The sequence below is a fragment of the Corallococcus interemptor genome (genome assembly GCF_003668875.1).
GTDB lineage: Bacteria > Myxococcota > Myxococcia > Myxococcales > Myxococcaceae > Corallococcus > Corallococcus interemptor.
In genome coordinates this window covers 25,486-41,979 of the sequence record NZ_RAWM01000010.1, presented here as the reverse complement: position 1 = coordinate 41,979, position 16,494 = coordinate 25,486, and the positions used below count along the sequence as shown (strand labels likewise).

The 16,494-nt window shown below is 69.4% G+C and carries 12 protein-coding genes; 8 read left to right on the top strand and 4 right to left on the bottom strand.

The genetic code is table 11. From position 1 onward, the window contains the following. Positions 1 to 33: 33 nt before the first annotated feature. From D7X96_RS05910 to D7X96_RS05900, 3 genes are all read right to left on the bottom strand, one after another. On the bottom strand, positions 34 to 999 hold the full coding sequence (locus D7X96_RS05910) for a HEAT repeat domain-containing protein (RefSeq protein WP_121769209.1): 966 nt from the start codon (positions 997 to 999) through the stop codon (positions 34 to 36). Beyond that, positions 999 to 2,156: a HEAT repeat domain-containing protein gene (locus D7X96_RS05905; RefSeq protein ID WP_121769208.1), complete on the bottom strand. Its 1,158-nt coding sequence runs from the start codon at positions 2,154 to 2,156 to the stop codon at positions 999 to 1,001. The genes D7X96_RS05910 and D7X96_RS05905 overlap by 1 nt, the downstream gene beginning before the upstream one ends. Before the next feature lie 77 nt (positions 2,157 to 2,233). Then, positions 2,234 to 2,779 carry a M23 family metallopeptidase gene (locus tag D7X96_RS05900; RefSeq protein ID WP_121769207.1) on the bottom strand — a complete coding sequence of 182 codons (546 nt, stop codon included), beginning with the start codon at positions 2,777 to 2,779 and terminating at the stop codon, positions 2,234 to 2,236. 278 nt (positions 2,780 to 3,057) lie between these two features. Between D7X96_RS05900 and D7X96_RS05895 the strand changes: the two genes are divergently transcribed. From D7X96_RS05895 to D7X96_RS05875, 5 genes are all read left to right on the top strand, one after another. Then, positions 3,058 to 4,572, top strand: a complete 1,515-nt coding sequence (locus tag D7X96_RS05895) for a M91 family zinc metallopeptidase (RefSeq protein WP_121769206.1) — start codon at positions 3,058 to 3,060, stop codon at positions 4,570 to 4,572. 10 nt (positions 4,573 to 4,582) lie between these two features. Then, positions 4,583 to 5,239: a hypothetical protein gene (locus D7X96_RS05890; RefSeq protein ID WP_120548640.1), complete on the top strand. Its 657-nt coding sequence runs from the start codon at positions 4,583 to 4,585 to the stop codon at positions 5,237 to 5,239. A 120-nt stretch (positions 5,240 to 5,359) separates the two neighbouring features. Continuing rightward, the gene (locus D7X96_RS05885) at positions 5,360 to 6,079 is read left to right on the top strand and encodes a spermidine synthase (RefSeq protein ID WP_233609911.1); all 720 of its coding nucleotides are present in this window, start codon (positions 5,360 to 5,362) and stop codon (positions 6,077 to 6,079) included. A gap of 109 nt (positions 6,080 to 6,188) precedes the next feature. Next, positions 6,189 to 7,388, top strand: coding sequence for an NAD(P)H-dependent flavin oxidoreductase (locus D7X96_RS05880; protein WP_121769205.1), 1,200 nt, complete (start codon positions 6,189 to 6,191; stop codon positions 7,386 to 7,388). Positions 7,389 to 8,403: 1,015 nt separating this feature from the next. Further along, a complete protein-coding gene (locus D7X96_RS05875; protein WP_147468248.1) occupies positions 8,404 to 9,117 on the top strand; it encodes a hypothetical protein in 714 nt (237 codons plus the stop codon). A gap of 229 nt (positions 9,118 to 9,346) precedes the next feature. Here the strand turns inward: D7X96_RS05875 and D7X96_RS05870 are convergent, their stop codons facing one another. Continuing rightward, entirely contained in the window at positions 9,347 to 11,098 is a 1,752-nt protein-coding gene (locus D7X96_RS05870) for a serine/threonine-protein kinase (RefSeq protein WP_244219459.1), read from the bottom strand. A gap of 310 nt (positions 11,099 to 11,408) precedes the next feature. Between D7X96_RS05870 and D7X96_RS05865 the strand changes: the two genes are divergently transcribed. The 3 genes from D7X96_RS05865 to D7X96_RS05855 are packed head-to-tail and all read left to right on the top strand — an operon-like array spanning position 11,409 to position 16,427. Next, positions 11,409 to 13,769 carry a GMC oxidoreductase gene (locus D7X96_RS05865; RefSeq protein WP_121769202.1) on the top strand — a complete coding sequence of 787 codons (2,361 nt, stop codon included), beginning with the start codon at positions 11,409 to 11,411 and terminating at the stop codon, positions 13,767 to 13,769. A 14-nt stretch (positions 13,770 to 13,783) separates the two neighbouring features. Beyond that, on the top strand, positions 13,784 to 15,331 hold the full coding sequence (locus D7X96_RS05860; protein WP_199747197.1) for a GMC family oxidoreductase N-terminal domain-containing protein: 1,548 nt from the start codon (positions 13,784 to 13,786) through the stop codon (positions 15,329 to 15,331). Further along, complete coding sequence (locus tag D7X96_RS05855) at positions 15,321 to 16,427, top strand: alpha/beta fold hydrolase (RefSeq protein WP_121769201.1); 1,107 nt, start codon at positions 15,321 to 15,323, stop codon at positions 16,425 to 16,427. The genes D7X96_RS05860 and D7X96_RS05855 overlap by 11 nt, the downstream gene beginning before the upstream one ends. Positions 16,428 to 16,494: the final 67 nt, after the last annotated feature.

Here is a 16,494-nt window from a genome sequence, read left to right as displayed (position 1 = left end):
AGCCGGGCGCGAGGGCTGCCCGCCAGCACGCACTCAGGGCGACAGGCGCTGCTTCTCCCGCAGGATGAGGTGCCACTCCTGGAGGTTCTTCTGGAGCGCGGACAGCCACGCGTCGAGCTCCGGATCCAGGCGCTTGTCCACGCCGCGCAGCGACTCCAGGACCGGGCGGGACTGGGCCTGGCCCAGCCGCGCGATGCCCTCCAGCGACGCCTTGCGCACCGCCAGGTCGCTGTCGCTCCGGTACAGCGAGGTGAGCGAGCGGCGCGCGCCCGCGGACTCGGAGCCCGGCACGCCGCCCAGCGCCTTGGCCGCCGCCGCGCGCAGGCCCGCGTCCTCCGAGCGCAGCTGCCCGGTGAGCTTGCGCACCACCTCCGGGCTCGCGGCCTCCATGGAGACCTCACCCAGCAGGCGCGACGCCACCGCCGGGTCGCCCGAGGCCGCGGCGACCTTCACCGCCGCTTCGGCCAGCTCCGGGTTGTGGCCGAAGTAGATGCCGGAGCTCTCCGTCACCAGGTTCTCCACCACGGCCTTGCGGACCTCCGGGGAGCTGTCGCGCACCAGCTGCTCGTAGGTGACGACGTCGCCGTTCTTCGCCATGAACTCCACGGACGGCGAACCCTGGAGCGCGCGCACGGCGGCGGCGCGCAGGCCGGGGTCCGCGTCCTGGCTCGCGCGGGAGAGCAGCGGCTGGAGCAGCTCCGGCTTCTGCGCGTTGCTCGCCTTGGTGGCCAGCGCGGCGCCCACGGCCTCCAGCACGGCGGGGTCGCGCTCCTCGCTCACCGCGCGGCCCAGGGCCTCCGGCGGCATCGCGATGGCGGCCTCCTTCAGGCGCAGCCGCGCGTACTTCCGGTACGCGGGCGAGCCCGTCTTCATGGCCACGCGCACCTCGTCCAGCATGCCCTCCACCGTGCAGGCCGTCTTGGTGGGGACGGGGAGGGGGGCGCCCTGCGCCAGCGCCAGGCCGGGCAGCAGTGACAGCCAAAGCAATCGCGGGCCCATCAGTGCGGCGCTCCTTCCTCGACCACGCAGTCGTGGTGTTCCTTCTTGCCCATCCAGATGCGCGCGAAGTCCGTCGTGCCGCTGGCGTACAGCGCCTTGAAGTCCAGGTAGTCCTGCCGCAGGCGCGGGTCCTTGCGCGCGAACTCCTCCACCAGGGGCAGCGCATCCGCGCCGGCCGCGCGCACCGCGAAGCGCAGGAAGGCCCAGCGCACGCACAAATCGTGTTCGCCATCGAAGGCGGCGCGGTACGCGGCCAGGGCCTTCTGAGGGTCTTCCGTGACGGCGAGCCGGAAGGCGGCCATCTCGCGCACGTCGCGCTCCTTGTCGGTGCGCATCACCTTCGCCAGCGTGTCGATGGAGTCCGAGTCGAGCAGCGGGTTGGAGTACGACGGCATCTCCAGCGCGAGCAGCCGCACCGCCGTGTCGTCCGACGTGGTGCCGATGTCCAGCAGGTCCTTCCAGTACGGCGCATAGGTGCCGGTGCGCTCGTAGTCCTCCTTCATGACCCGGCCCAGCGTGCGCGTGGCCACCCACGCGGCGGAGTCCGCGGACTCATCCAGCGCGATGGCCTTGATGCGGCCGCGCGTCTCCGGCGTGAAGTGGTGCTGCGTCTCCAGCGCGTCCAGGACGGCCGCGCGGTCCTGCGTGAACAGCGACTTGTTCTCCGCCACCGCCAGCAGCTTCTCCGTCACGCGCGGATGGCGCACGGCGGGCGCGGCCTTCAGGGCCTCCAGGTAGATGGCCGGCTCCGGAGGCGCGGCGTTCACCGCCCACGCCACCAGTTGCAGCGCCCGGTCCGGATCCTTGCCCACGAGCTCCGTCAGGCGCTCCTGGAGGTAGGCCACCAGCGCGGTGTCACGCGCCTGGATGGCGGAGGCCACGGCGGCGTGCAGGGACTCCAGCGTCGCGGATTGGTCCAGCGCGGCCAGGCCGTCCCAGCAGCCGGGGAGGGGAATCTCCTCGCGCGGTCCGGCATGCGCGGCCGGCGGAGGCGCGACGGCCGCGTTGCTTGCCGTGGCCGTGGAGGGAGTCGCCGCGACGGGCGGCGGAGGACCGGCGTCATCGGCCCTGTCCGCGCCTCGCCACCACACGACGCCCAGGGCGACGAGGAGGACGAGGCCGGCGAGCGCGACCTTGAAGAGGGGACGGGAGGTCATGTCGAAAGAAGGCTCACGCGGGAGAGGAAAGGCCGGGCGGGGCACGCACGGCCCCCGCCCGGAAGGACACGCACGGGCTACAGCGTGGGAACGCCCAGCCGGTTGTTGCAGTAGGCGTTGGTGCCGCAAGTGGTGCCGACGCTGGTGTACCAGGCCGACTTGCGCGTGCCGTACTGGCGGTTGTCCGCGTGCACGTGCGGGCCGGTGGCGTTGCCCGTGCCGCCCACCAGGCCCAGCGCGCAGCGGTCACACGTCTTCGTGCCGGCGCTGACGTTGGCGTAGATGTGCAGCTGGCGGAAGTCCCAGCCGTTCGCGCCGGACACCACGTAGTAGTTGCCCGCGCCGCCGTTGCAGGTGGAGCCGTAGCAGGCCGCCGCGCAGCCGCCGTAGTAGTAATAGGAGTAGTTGCCCACCAGCATGCCGCGGTGGTTCCACTCGCCGCAGGTGCCGTTCCCGATATCCAGCGCCGTGTGGCTGCTCCCGGTGCAGCCGTAATACGTGGTCGAGTTCACGTAGGCCGCCGTGTCGCAGATGGGGCCGTTCGCCGTGGCCGCCACTCCCGGTCCAGCCCACGCCGCGGCGGCCAGCGCCACCCCGGCGGACAGCAACGTCTTCAGCTTCATGCGGTGCTCCCTCCCGTCATCCGCCTCCGTTGCCCCGCGAATGGCGGGAGGGGCGGTGAAGCCGTAATACACGAAAGAGCCGTTCGGATCCTGGAAATCGAGAATTGAGAAACACAACGATTCCAAGGGCTTCCGTGCCGCGCCGTGTCGTTTCCGGGAGTGCGACGCAACTGGCCGCGAACGTTGACGACAATCTGGAATGTCGGCGTTCGGCCGACCCTGGCGCCCCGGCGCCGGGACCTTACGGCCGGGTGTCCCCGTCACCTGGGAGAAGCGACATGACCACGATTGGAAAGCCCGGCGCCCGCCCCTCGTCCCCTGTGTCCTCGCAGCCGGTGAAGGCGCCCGCCACGTCCGCGAAGCCCAACGCGGTGAAGGCCGCCGTCACGCAGCGGATGTCGGACGGCTTCGACTCGGGGCCCCGCGCGGGCGCGCGTCCCCAGCTTTCGGAGGTCCGCACCACGGAGACCGCGCTGAAGAAGGACAAGGGCGGCGGCTTCCTGTCCGGTATCGGTTCGGCCGTGGGTTCGGCCATCGGCGGCATCGCCAAGGGCGTGCAGAAGGCGCTCGCACCGCAGGTGAGCACGAACGCGGACGGCCGCACGGTGGTGGACCTGGGCGTGGGCAACAACACCGCGACGGTGTCCCAGGGCAAGGACGGCGGGCTGACCATCAAGTCCGGCAGCGACACCGTGACGCTGACGGCGGAGCAGGCCAAGGGCGTCATCATCAACGGCGGCGCGGGCAACGACTCCATCACCGTGGACGCCAGCGTCACCCAGGACATCACGCTGGATGGCGGTGAGGGCGACGACAAGCTCACCGGTGGCAAGGGCAACGACACGCTCATCGGCGGCGCGGGCAACGACACCGTCATCGGTGGCGAAGGGAAGGACACGCTGCAGGGCCAGGACGGCGACGACTACCTGGAGGGCGGCGCGGGCGATGACCGCATCCTGGGCGGCGACGGACGCGACGTGCTCTACGGCCTGGACGGCAACGACTACGTGTCCGGCGGCAAGGGCCGGGACTACATCGACGGTGGCGCGGGCAACGACCGGGCCCACGGCGGCGAGGGCGACGACCAGGTCATCGGCGGGCGCGGCAACGACACGCTGAGCGGCGGCCGGGGCAACGACGCGGTGGCGGGCGGCGAGGGCACGGACAAGGTCGCGGGCGGCACGGGCACGGACAAGCTCTACGTCGAGGAGAACGAGACCACCGCCGACTCGGAGAAGGCCGAGCGCGAGATCGTCGACATGTCGAACGCGGACCAGCGCGGCTCCTCCGTCTCCGTGACGGGCAGCGCGGAGTTCCAGGCGCGCGTGCAGTCGGACCTGGACGCGATGCGCTCGCTGCCCTCGGGCCAGGAGCTGCTGGGCACGCTGGACAAGAGCGGCAAGAAGACGGTCATCCGCGAGACGTCCGGCGGCAACAGCGCGGGCGGCACGAACTTCAACGACGGCTTCATGAACGCGGACGGCACGCCGGGCAAGGGCACGGACGCGCAGGTGAACTACAACACCACGCGCATCTCGCTGGGCGGCGAGGAGTGGATGAACCGCCCGCCCGTCGTCGGCCTGTTCCACGAGCTGGTGCACGCGTCGGACATGAACAACGGCACGCTGGCGCTGGGCTCCAAGAACGGCACGCGCAACCTGGAGCCCTCCGCGGTGGGCCTGCCCATCGACCTGGACCAGGACCCGTCCACGCCGGACGTGGTGCAGCCCGGCCGTCCCGGAGAGAACGTCCTGCGCGACGATCTGAACCTGCCCACGCGTCCGCGCTACTAGGATGCGGGGGATGAGGAACTTCCGCCGCGCGGGTGCCATCATGGCGCTGGCGCTCATCGTGGGGTGTGCGCGGGCGCCGGAGCGGCCCGTGGCAACCCCAGCGGACCCAGGAGGACAGCGCGTGGCCCAGGCGGACGTGGAGCTGAAGGTGGAATCGGTGGCGCGCGAGGCGGACACGCTCGCCGTCACCTACGCGGTGCACAACCGGACGCCGAAGGCCGTGCTGCTGCTGGACGGCCTGTGGGACGTGGGCTTCAGCGGCCACCTCACGCTGGCGCCCGAGCGGGCCTACGTGGACCTGTCCGGCGGCAAGGTGGTGCTGTCGCGGCTGCTCTTGCCGGTGCCGGAGGACCTGGCGGTGGAGGCCCCGGAGGTGCCCGCGGTCACCCGCGTGGAGCCGGGCGCCACGGCGAACCGCCGCGCGGTGGTGCCGCTGCCCCTGCGCACCGCGCTGCCGTACCCCACGGGCCCGGAGGAGACGCGGGAGCTGTCCGCCGTGCGCGAGGTGTCCCTGCGCGTGGGCTACCTGCCGGACGCGGACGCCATCGCGCTGAGCCAGGGGAAGGACTCGCAGGGCACGCCCATCCAGACGCCGCAGTACGGGCCGGCCGTGACGGCGCAGCGGGTGCTGGACAGCGGGCCCCTGCCGGTGACGGGCGCGAAGTAGGGAGCCCGGGCCCTGGCGGTCGAGGACGAATGCGATGACGGCGCCGGGCCCGTCATCGTCACCGAGGACGCGGAAGGACGCCGCTCCCTGCGCTTTGGCGACGGGGGCGCGCGCCAGAGCGTGGTGTGGCCCGGCGAGCCGCTGCGGCTGGAGCTGCCGTACACCCGCATGTCCATGGTGGCGCTGGCCTTCGTCCCCCGGCCGGAGAACATCCTCGCCATCGGGTTGGGTGGCGGCGCCATCCCCATGTTCCTGCGCGCGGTGCTGCCGGACACGCACATCGACGTGGTGGAGTTGGACGCGGCGGTGGTGGACGCCGCGAAGATGTATTGCGGCTTCCAGGAGGACGCGCTCCTGCGAACGCACGTGGCGGACGGGCGGGCGTTCATCGAAGAGGACGGGCCGCCCTACGACCTCATCTTCCTGGATGCGTACGGGGCGGAGCAGATTCCCGGCCACCTGGCCACGCGCGAGTTCCTGGGCGCGGTGCGCTCGAGGCTGTCCCGGGGCGGCGCGGTGGTGAGCAACGTCTGGGAGTCGGCGGCGAACCCGCACTTCGATGCGATGGTGCGCACCTACCAGGTGAGCTTCCACGGGCTGTCCGTGTTCGAGGTGCCCACCAGTACCAACCGCATCCTGGTGGGGCTGGAGGGGCCGCTGCGGCTGACGCGCGAGGCGCTGGTGGAGCGGGCCCGTCAGGTGGAGCGGGAGCGGAAGCTGCCGTTCCGGTTGAGCCCCCTGGTCTCGCGGCGTTACCGGCCCCTGACACGGAGGCTGGGCCGGGGGCGGGTGTTGACGGACGCGATGCTGGGACCCGGGGGCCTCATCCCGGAGGAGTGAGGCCGCTCTGCTGGCCAGTGAGCACGGCCCCGCCCGGCCGCGGCTGACTCGGGGGGCGGCGCTGCTAATCTTGAAGGCTCGGTACGTCAGCATCCAATCGGGAGACGCGATGAACGGCGCGAACGACGGACGACCCGGCCAGCCCTCCGGCACCTCCGAGGACGAGGCGCCGCTGGCGGACGGCGAGTCCGATGCCGCGGGCCTGGAAGATGGCCCGAAGCCGAAGCCCATCTACGTCCTGGAAGGCAACACGCTGCGGACGCGGCTGACGCGCGAGCTGGGCATCCACTATCCCTTCGTCGGAGCGGGGATGGCGTTCGTGTCCTTGCCGCCGCTGGTGGTGGCGGTGTCGGAGGCGGGCGGCCTGGGAATGCTGGGCACGGCGCCGGAGCCGCCGGGCGTGCTGGAGACGCGGCTGAAGGCCATCCAGGCGGGCACGCGGCGGCCCTATGGCGTGGACTTCATCATGGACCGGCTGGAGCCACACGGCTTCACGACGCGGGACCACGTGGACACCTGCATCGCGGCGAAGGTGCCGGTGGTGGTGTTCCACTGGGACCTGCCGCCGCGCGAGTGGATTCAAGCGCTGCAGGCGGCGGGGACGCGGGTCTGGGTGCAGGCAGGCACGGTGGAGCTGGCGAGGCAGGCCCTGGACGCCGGTGCACAGGGGCTCATCGCGCAGGGGCGGCAGGCGGGCGGGCGCAACCTGGGCAGCACGCCGACGTTGGCGTTGGTGAAGGAGTTCCGGGGGCTGTCGGACGCGGTGCCGGTGCTGGCGGCGGGAGGCATCGCGGATGGCCTGAGCGCGGCGCGAGCGCTGCATCACGGCGCGGACGGCGTCTGGGTGGGCACGCGGCTGGTGGCGTCGGTGGAGGCGTACGCGCATCCGCTCTACAAGCAGCGGCTGGTGGACGGGGACGCGGGGGACACGGCGATGACGACGCTGTTCGGCCCGGAGTGGCCGGGCAAGCGCATGCGGGTGATCCGCAACCGCGTGGTGCGCGAGTGGGCAGGGCGCGAGTCGAGCGCGCCGCGGACGGAAGCGTCAGAACCCATCGGGACGACGCGGCTGTTCCCGGGCGTGCTGGACGTGACGTACGTGATGCCGAAGTTCAGCTCCTTCCTGCCCACGCCGGACACGCAGGGAGACCTGGAGGAGATGAGCCTCCCGGCGGGAGGCGCGAGCATGGCGCGCATCGACACCGTGCAGCCCGCCGGGCAGATCGTCGTGGAGATGATGGAGCGGGCCCGGCGGCTCCTGGAGTCGCCGGAGGGGCTGGATGAGGCGGACGAGGAGGACCGGGGTTAGATGGCAGAGACGCTCTCTCCAATTCGAGTCGAGCCCTCTTTCATTAGTCGGAAAACGTCCAGGTTCGTGCCCGGGTCCACTCGCAATTCAGTCATCCGGATGTGCTGTATCCTTGGTCAGTCACCCAGCATCGTAGTGGCATCTACCGCAGGCCAACTACATGGGCATGGCGTGCCCTCTGTCAGCAGCGTGCCGTAACAGATAGCTCGCATCTCCGAATGGCGCCTCTCGAGCGGAAGCGAAATCTGGGGCTTCCACCCCCTGTCCAAGGTACAGCATTAATATTTCTTCAAGAGAGCTTGCTAAATCTGCGGTGAGTTGAGCCCGCTCTAGATCACCCCGATGACTGAACTGTTCACCGCGTCGCTGTGCGTGGACTACAAAGATACGGATGTATCGCTCTAGTGCGATCGGCACCAGTTGCGTCCGTGAGATTAATGAGGACGTCCACGAGCCCAAGATAAAGACCACTATGGGCGCCCACCATGCGTGCATGAGCGCAACTCCCAAAGCTACGAATCTGAAGATATTGACCCCTGCTACAAGGGTGCTTGGCCAACCGTCAGTAACTGCATTTTGGAGGCCGTTCGGCATGGCTTTGCTGACAATTGGATCGACAAGAACCTTTCCCAGCCATAGGCCGGTGCAATGAAGTCTTAGGCAAAATGGCGCCATTGATGCGCCCGTGACCGCCATCGCCAGTGAAATAACGAGCCACATGGTCTCTCGAGTGAATCGGCTTTGAGGTGGACTTCCTCAAGCATATTGGAAACGAGGGACCAGCGCATCTTGACGCAGAGGTAGCGGACGGCTTTGGCAGATGGATACCGGTACTTTGAATAGCCGGAGGAAGTTGTGGGGTCCAAGGAGTTCTTCGCTAAACCCCCGAGACGACCGCAACTCTCCCTTCAACCAACGATGCGATTACTGCGGCGTGAGCCTCTCCGAGGCAGGTTTACCAACGGTATGATAGCCTTCTCTGCGGATGTCCGTGCTGTGCCCATTGGGGGAGTCAATGTTAGAAGGTGTCAAGTCTGTGCTTTTGTCTGCTGCCAAGACGCTTATCAATTCTTTGCTTGTTGCTGTCGTGGCAATTGGTGCCATTGGTTGGGTCTATAAGGGCTTTAGGCCAAATCCGCTCGCAGGAGGCGATTTGGCTATTGCGCTGGCTAAGCAGAGTATGCAAACAGGCGTTGAGGACTTCGCTGGTATGGCGAAGCGATACTTGAATATACCGGAAGAAGATCGGCTGGATGGTATCGCGCAGTCGCGGTTCCGCGAGGTCCGAGGAATTCTTGCTGTAAAGGGCTGGAGCGCGAAGGAGTTGGGCGAGGGGCTCTACTTGGTCAGCTTTGAGTGGTCCAATCCCTCTGGTGCGGGAGATGTGGGGATTTTCTTTGAGGTCGATACAAAGAATCGGTTCGCCCGCCCCATTGTCCCCGATGATGAACTCTCACTGAAGTACGGGATCCTGACGAAGGAGGAGTTCGAGAAAGCTGAAGCGCTCACGCGCGATGTGATCAAACGAAAGTACCCCGAGGCCGCCATGGAGTATGCCAATCATCTTCTGACCGTGAGTGGGAAGTCCGGCGGTGATTACGATCCGAACGAGGTGGCACAATCCGTTCATCGAAGCCTCAAGGAAGCTTTCGAGCACCGTCAGGATCAGTTCCTCCGCGTGAAGATGGTTAAGGGAACCGCAGTGGGCGAATACTCTGCGAAGTACTAGCGCAGGGAGTAGCCGGCTGATGGAAAGGCATCACTGGCACGCCGCCGCGAGACCATAAGGAACATCGTTGCTCGTTGCCTGGAGAAGTAGGGTGACAATATGAGGCGCCAGGATTCGAGCTGGCGCTTCAATCCATTTGCCAGCCCCGACAGACTGAAACAAGGAGACGGCGAGTGGGTAGGTAACGGTTACTTCAAAGGACAATCGTGGCGCGGGAGCTTCGTTGGCTTCATTGCGGGAAGCGCGTCGTCAGTCGCTCCTGCCACGCATCCAGCGCCTGGTTCACGGTCATGCGCTCGGTGGCGGTGGTGGCGTTCGCCGCGGACTTGTAGATGTCCACCAGCTGCTTCGTGAGCTCCGGCGCGACGTCCTGGTTCTGCGTGCGCTTGCGCAGCTCCGCCACCAGCTTGTCCATGCGCTGGGCCAGGCGCTGCTCGGAGGCATTGCCCTGGGGCAGGTTGGGGAGCCTGGGAATCACGAGCGCCGGAACGCGGGGCGGCTCCTTGGGAGCAGCGGCGACGGTGACAATCGTCGGAGGCGCGTCGTGCAGCGCGATGCGCTGGGTCAGCTCCTTCTCGATGTCATCCAGCGCGCCATGGATGCGCGTGCGCTCGGAGTCTGTCTTTGCCTCGGCGGCGGCGCGGTACTGCTGGAGCAGCCTGCCGCGCAGCGCTCCGTCTCCATCCACGTCCTTCGCCCGCGCGAGTAGCAGCTTGAACAGCCCCGCCTGCCGCTGCTCCATCTTCTTCTCGGAGGGCGTCTCCGCCGGCAGGGGCGGCAGCTTCGTGGACTTCGCCAGGGTCGCTGTCGCGGTCTCCGTCTGCGCTTCTTCCTCGATGACCTCGGGTGGCGCCTCGACAGGGACCGGCGGCGGCTCCACGGGCAGCGTCTCCACTAGCACCGGCGCGGAAGGTCGCGGCTGCACAATCACTTGCGGCTGCTCCGCCTTCTCCGAATGCGCCCCCCATCCATAACCCACCCCCAGCAGCGCCAGCCCTGCGACCGCCGCCAGCGCAATGGACATCCCGCTCCGGCGAACCTGCGGCGCGACGGCCGTGGGCACCTGCGGTACAGCCCGTGACTCCGGCGGTGCTTCCTCGGACGGCGCGGGCGGTCGCGCCAACCCGCGGAGCTTCAGCCGCACGGCCGTCGCGGTCGCGGGCCGCTTCGTGGGCTCCTTCTGCATCAGCTGGAACACCAGCTCATCGAGCTCCGGCGGAATCCCCTCCACCCGCGACGACACCCGGGGAGGGACCTGCTCGACGTGCGCGAACATCACCTGCACGTTGTCACCCGGGAACGGCCGCGTGCCCGTGAGCATCTGGAACGCCATCACTCCCAGCGCGTACAGGTCCGCGGCCGGGCCCACCTCTTCGCCGCGGATCTGCTCCGGGGCCATGAAGTCCGGCGTCCCCAGCGTGGAGCCATCCGCCCGCGCCAGCGCCTCGGGCCCCTGCATCACCTTGGCGATGCCGAAGTCCACCAGCTTGATCAGCGGCGTCGCGTCCGGCTGCTCCACCAGGAACACGTTCGCGGGCTTCAAATCCCGGTGCACCACGCCCGCCCGGTGCGCGGCCGCCAGCGCGGCCAGGACCTGCACCAGCACCCAGGCACAGGTCCCCACGTCCATGCGGGGCTGCTCGCGCAGCCGGTCCGCGAGCGACTGGCCCTGGAGCAGCTCCATCACCACGTACGGCCGGCTGTCCGGCAGCGTCCCGAAGTTGAAGATGTCCAGCACGCCCGGATGCCGGATGGCGTTCACCGCCCGCGCCTCCACCAGCAGCCGCTGCTCCTGCTCCGGGGACACCCGCTCCGCGCGCATCACCTTGATGGCCGCGTGCTTGCCAATCAGCGGGTGCTCCGCCCGGTAGACGACCCCCATCCCTCCAGCGCCCACGCGCTCGTGGATGACGAACTCGCCAATCTTCGACCCCACCAGCGGATCCACGGCCGGTGTCGCCGGAAGCTCCTCGTCCGTCATCACCTCCGGTATCCCCGTCTCTGGCTGTCGTACGCGTTCATGGAAGAAAAACCCGGTGTGCGCCGATGCTACCGGGCCAGCGCCATGACGTCGCGCGTCCAAGCCGGCCATTTGCCCGCCCGCTCGCCAATCAATCCTCGCTGATCAGAGAATCCCGCTCTCCCGAGCGAGAAATGCTGATCCGCGGAGGGGGTCCGGCCTCAAGGAAACCGGGTGGACCCGTTGTAGAGTCAGGTCCGTCCTTTCCTGGACGTTCCCGGGTCGCGCTTCCGGATCCCTGCTCCCCAGGGACCGCACCCGGAGGGGGAACATGGCACCGGCATACGACGCCCTGGTCATCGGCACGGGGTTTGGCGGCGCGGTGGCGGCCTGTCGGCTCGCGCAGGCGGGTTTGTCCGTGCGCGTGCTCGAACGCGGGCTGCGCTACCCGAAGGGCAGCTTTCCCCGCGACTTCGAGGACCCTCGCAACGGCTGGCTGTGGCAGCACCGGCAGGGGCTCTTCGACATCAAGCTGCTCAAGGGCATGAGCGTCGTGCAGGCCGCGGGGTACGGCGGCGGCTCGCTCATCTACGCCAACGTGCACCTGCGCCCGCCTCCGGACGTCTTCGCCTCCGGGTGGCCGGAGGGCTACGGCCGGGAGTCGTTGGATCCGTACTACGACCTGGTCGCGCACATGCTGGACGTGCAGCCCATCACGGCGTCCGCGCGCGGCCTGCCGCCCAAGACCCAGAAGATGCAGGAGGTGGCGAAGAAGCTGGGCCGCGAGGCGCAGTTCTTCTACCCGAACCTCGCCGTGCGCTTCGGCCCCGCGGGCGAGCCGATGCCCAACAAGTTCGGCGTGCTCCAGGAGGGCTGCAACTACTGCGGCGAGTGCGACATCGGCTGCAACCGCCGCGCGAAGAACACCCTGGACCTGAACTACCTGGCCGTCGCGGAGCAGCGCGGCGCGGAGGTCACCACCCAGGCGGAAGTCACGCGCATCGAGCCCCTGTCGCCGGGCTACCGCGTCACCTTCACGGACCACGCCCACGCCGGCATGCAGCGCACCGTGGACGCCCGCCGCGTCTTCCTGTGCGCGGGCGCGGTGAACACCACGGAGCTGCTGCTTCGCAACCGCGACGTGCACGGCACGCTGCCGGACCTGAGCGCTCGGCTGGGGTCCCGCTATTCCGCCAACGGGGACTTCCTCGCGTTCGCCTTCGACACGAAGGAACCGTGGGACCCGGCGGTGGGCCCCACCATCACCACCGGCATGGTGGTGGACGAAGGGCAGGGCAAGGACAAGACCTGGTTCCTCTTCCAGGAGGGCGGACACCCGGTGCAGGCGGCGGGGTTGATGGTGGCCATGGACCCCGACCGGGCCATGACGCTGCCGGCGGACCTGCTCCAGCGCGAGCTGGTGAAGGTGCTGCGCACGCGCTCCAGGGAGATGGCCGCCATCGAGAACGAGCGCGGCCGCTTCCAGGCCGTGTTCCTGGCCATGGGGCGGGACAAGTCCAACGGCCGGCTGACGCTGTCGCCCGTCACCCGCGAGCTCCAGGTGCAGTGGGACGTGCCCGCGAACCTGCCGCTGTACCGCACGCAGGAACAGCTGTGCGAGGACGTGGCCCGCGCGCTGGGCACGCGCGCCGCGTACAACCCGCTGTGGGAGCGGCTGCACCTGCCGGTGTCCGTGCACAACCTGGGCGGCTGCGCGATGGCGGAGGAGGCCGCGTACGGCGTGTTGGACGCGGGCGGGCAGGTGCATGGCTATCCCGGCCTGTATGTGATGGACGGCGCGGCGCTGCCGGTGGGCGTGGGCGTCAACCCGTCCTCCACCATCGCCGCGGTGGCCGAGCGCAACGTGGAGCAGGTCATCCGCCAGGTGAAGGACGCGCCGGGCTGGACGGCGCCGGAGCGCACGCCCGCGAAGACCGCGCCCGCGTATCCGCCCCGCGTCAGCATGCGGATGATGCCGGAGGTGGAGACGGTGTCCTCGCCGGTGGTGCCGGGGACGGATCCGCTGGGCGACGTGGTGATTCCGGCGGGCGGCACGGTCGCGTCCCCCACGCCGGTGGTGGGCCTGCGCTTCACGGAACGGATGAAGGGCTTCCTCCAGCCGAACCACCCGGCGCCGGAGGACTTCGCCGGGGCGGCGCGGGCGGGCCAGCGCGCGGGGAACACGGCGGAGTTCGTGGTCACCATCACGCTGCCCAACCTGGACCGCTTCCTCGCGCAGGAGTCCCACGGTGGCATCGTGCAGGGCACGCTGAACGTGCGCGGCTTCACGCCGCCCGGGGGCGCGCCGGTGGAGAACGGCGTCTTCAACCTCTTCGTGGGCACGGAGCGCTTCTACGAGCGGCGCATGCTGTACCTGCTGCCCTTCACCGGCGTGGACGGCCAGCCGTACCTCCTGGATGGCTACAAGGAGGTCAACGACGACGCGGGCTTCGACGTGTGGAGCGACACGTCCACGCTCTACACGGTGCTGCGCAAGGGGCACGAGCGCACCGGCGCCGTGGTCGCCACCGGCATCATCCGCCTGCACCTGCCGGACTTCCTCCAGCAGCTCACCACGTTCTCCGTGCTGGGCACGTCCTCGCCGCTGAAGCAGGCGGACGCGATGCGGCGCTTCGGCGGCATGTTCATGGGCACGCTCTGGGATGTCTTCGCCCGCGCGAAGTTCGACTGAAGGGGGAACACACCATGGGCATGGCGAAGCGGTACGACGTGGTGGTGGTGGGCTCCGGCTTCGGCGGTTCCATCAATGCGCTGCGGCTGGCGCAGGCGGGCAGGTCCGTGGCGGTGCTGGAGCGGGGCCGCCGCTACAACCCCGGCCAGTTCCCCCGCGACGTCACGCGCGCGGATGAGCTGCTCTGGAACCCCCCGGTGCGCCCGGAGGCGCGGGGGCTCTACGACGTGCGCTTCCTGTCCGGCATCGGCACGGTGACGGCGAGCGGCGTGGGCGGCGGGTCGCTCATCTACGCGAACGTCCACGTGCGGCCGGACCCCATCGTCTTCGACCATCCGCGCTGGCCCCGGGGCTTTTCCCGCGAGGCGTTGGACACGTACTACGACAAGGTCGCGCACGAGCTGGACGTGAAGCCGTTCCCGGCATCCGAGCCGCTGAGGAAGCGAGACCTGTTCCAGCAGGCCGCGAAGCGCATGGGCCGCCAGACGTTCGACCCGGACGAGGCCGTCTCCTGGACGGAGCCCTCCGCCCCGGGCCGCAAGGCGTGTCAGCGCTGCGCGGAGTGCGAGTTCGGCTGCCAGCACGGCGCGAAGAACACGCTGGACCTCACCTACCTGGCGCGCGCGGAGAAGCTGGGCGCCACCGTGTGGCCGGGCCTGTCCGTGTCCCACGTGCAGCGCGTGGCGGGCGGCTACCGGGTGCACTTCCAGGACCTGGCCACCGGGGAGAAGTCCTCCGTGGAAGGCAGCCGCGTGGTGCTGTCCGCCGGGGCGCTGGGCACGGTGGAAATCCTGCTGCGCAGCCGCGACCGGGCCCGCACGCTGCCCCTGGTGAGCGATTGGCTGGGCAAGGGGTACTCCGGCAACGGCGACTTCCTGGGCTCGATGCAGGGCAGCCGCGAGGAGATTTTCCCGTGGCAGGGCCCGGACGTGGCCACGGTGATGCGCTTCTTCGACGCCGCGCCGCGCTTCACCCTGGTGACGGCCACGTTCAACCAGCCGGCGACGGCGGTGCTCGCCGGCATGGGGCAGCCGCAGCTGGGGCCGCTGGGTGGGATTGGCTCCCCGCTGTGGCCCAAGCTGTGGCCGCTGATGCATGGCGCGTTCCGCAAGGGGCTGTTCAGCAAGCCGCTGGGCACCCGCGTGGACCCCGCGCGCACGAGCAACCTGTTCGCCATTGGCCAGGACAACGCCAACGGGCACATGGTGCTCAAGGGCGACCGGCTGGACATCGAGTGGGACTACGCGAACGAGAACGTGGTGCTGGTGAACCGGATGACGGCCGCGATGCGTGAGCTGGCGTCGCAGTACGGCGGGACGTTCGCGCCGCTCGTGACGTGGGAGCTGTTCCGCCGGCCGTTCACGGTGCACTCGCTGGGCGGGGCGCACCTGGCGGAGTCGCCGGCCCGCGGCGTGGTGTCGACGGAGGGCGAAGTGTTCAACTACCCCGGACTGTACGTGGCGGATGGCTCCGTCATCCCCACGTCCATCGGTTTCCATCCGGTGATGACCATCAGCGCGGTGGCCGAGCGCATCGCGGAGGCGGTGGCCCATGGCTTTTGATTACCGAAGCGGCGCGGCAGTGTCCCGGACGCTGTCCCAGGACGTGAAGCTCCAGGGCCTGCCCGTGGCGGAGCGGTACGACTTCCTCGCGGGCGACGGCGTGCCCCTGAGGCTCACCCGCTACGTGGGCGGCACGAAGGGGCCGGTGCTGCTGGTGCACGGCGCGGGCGTGTGGAGCGGCATGTTCATGCTGCCCACGCTGAAGGAGAACTTCGTCCAGTACCTGGTGCGCCACGGCTACGACACGTGGCTCTTGGACTGGCGCGCCAGCGTGCAGCTGCCCCTGCGTCAGTTCACCCTGGACGACGCGGCGGACCACGACATGCCGGCGGCGGTGCGGCGCGTGCGCGAAATCACCGGCGCGGACTCCGTGCAGGCGGTGGTGCACTGCGCGGGCTCCGCGGCGTTCTTCATGTCCATGGCCGCCGGGCACCTGGACGACGTGCGCACCGTGGTGGCGTCCCAGGTGGCGCTGCACCACCACACGCCGGCCTCCACGCGCTTCAAGGCGCTCCTGCGCGTGCCGGAGCTGCTGGACGCGGGCCTGGATTCGCTCACGCCGGATGACGCGTCCCGCACGCCGCTGTTCCAGGCGGCCTTCACGAAGGTGTCGAGCTTCCTGCGGATGGAGTGTGACAGCCCGGTGTGTCACCGGCTGTCGTTCATGTACGGCCGGCTGTACCGGCACGCGCGGTTGAACCCGGAGACGCACTCCCGGCTGGAGGAGCAGTTCGGCCGGTGCAACCTGCTGACGTTCCGCCACCTGGGACAGATGTCGCGCGGCGGCCACGCGGTGAAGTTCGACCACGGCCGCGCGGAGAACCTGCGGCGCTACGGGCAGGCCCGGCCGCCGGACTACCTGGACCCGCAGCCCTTCCAGCGTCCCATCACGTTCGTCTCCAGCGAGCAGAACCGCACGTACCTGCCGTCCTCCACGCAAGCCACCTTCCAGTGGCTGCGCGAGGCCAATGGCGCCCGCTGGTACCAGCGCCGCATGCTGCCGGGCTACGGCCACCTGGACACCTTCATGGGCAGCACCGCCTCGGAGGACACGTACCCGGTGCTGCGCGAGGCGCTGGAGTTCCAGCCCCGCTGACCGGCCGCCGCCGACCAGGGGAGCAGGAGGCCGCGCGTCCGGCCGCGGACGATGGCGGCCTCACCGC

Coding starts and splice junctions, on each gene's coding strand:
- D7X96_RS05910 (WP_121769209.1), bottom strand. CDS start 999: ATGGGCCCGCGATTGCTTTGGCTGTCACTGCTGCCCGGCCTGGCGCTG.
- D7X96_RS05905 (WP_121769208.1), bottom strand. CDS start 2,156: ATGACCTCCCGTCCCCTCTTCAAGGTCGCGCTCGCCGGCCTCGTCCTC.
- D7X96_RS05900 (WP_121769207.1), bottom strand. CDS start 2,779: ATGAAGCTGAAGACGTTGCTGTCCGCCGGGGTGGCGCTGGCCGCCGCG.
- D7X96_RS05895 (WP_121769206.1), top strand. CDS start 3,058: ATGACCACGATTGGAAAGCCCGGCGCCCGCCCCTCGTCCCCTGTGTCC.
- D7X96_RS05890 (WP_120548640.1), top strand. CDS start 4,583: ATGAGGAACTTCCGCCGCGCGGGTGCCATCATGGCGCTGGCGCTCATC.
- D7X96_RS05880 (WP_121769205.1), top strand. CDS start 6,189: ATGAACGGCGCGAACGACGGACGACCCGGCCAGCCCTCCGGCACCTCC.
- D7X96_RS05875 (WP_147468248.1), top strand. CDS start 8,404: ATGTTAGAAGGTGTCAAGTCTGTGCTTTTGTCTGCTGCCAAGACGCTT.
- D7X96_RS05870 (WP_244219459.1), bottom strand. CDS start 11,098: ATGACGGACGAGGAGCTTCCGGCGACACCGGCCGTGGATCCGCTGGTG.
- D7X96_RS05865 (WP_121769202.1), top strand. CDS start 11,409: ATGGCACCGGCATACGACGCCCTGGTCATCGGCACGGGGTTTGGCGGC.
- D7X96_RS05860 (WP_199747197.1), top strand. CDS start 13,784: ATGGGCATGGCGAAGCGGTACGACGTGGTGGTGGTGGGCTCCGGCTTC.
- D7X96_RS05855 (WP_121769201.1), top strand. CDS start 15,321: ATGGCTTTTGATTACCGAAGCGGCGCGGCAGTGTCCCGGACGCTGTCC.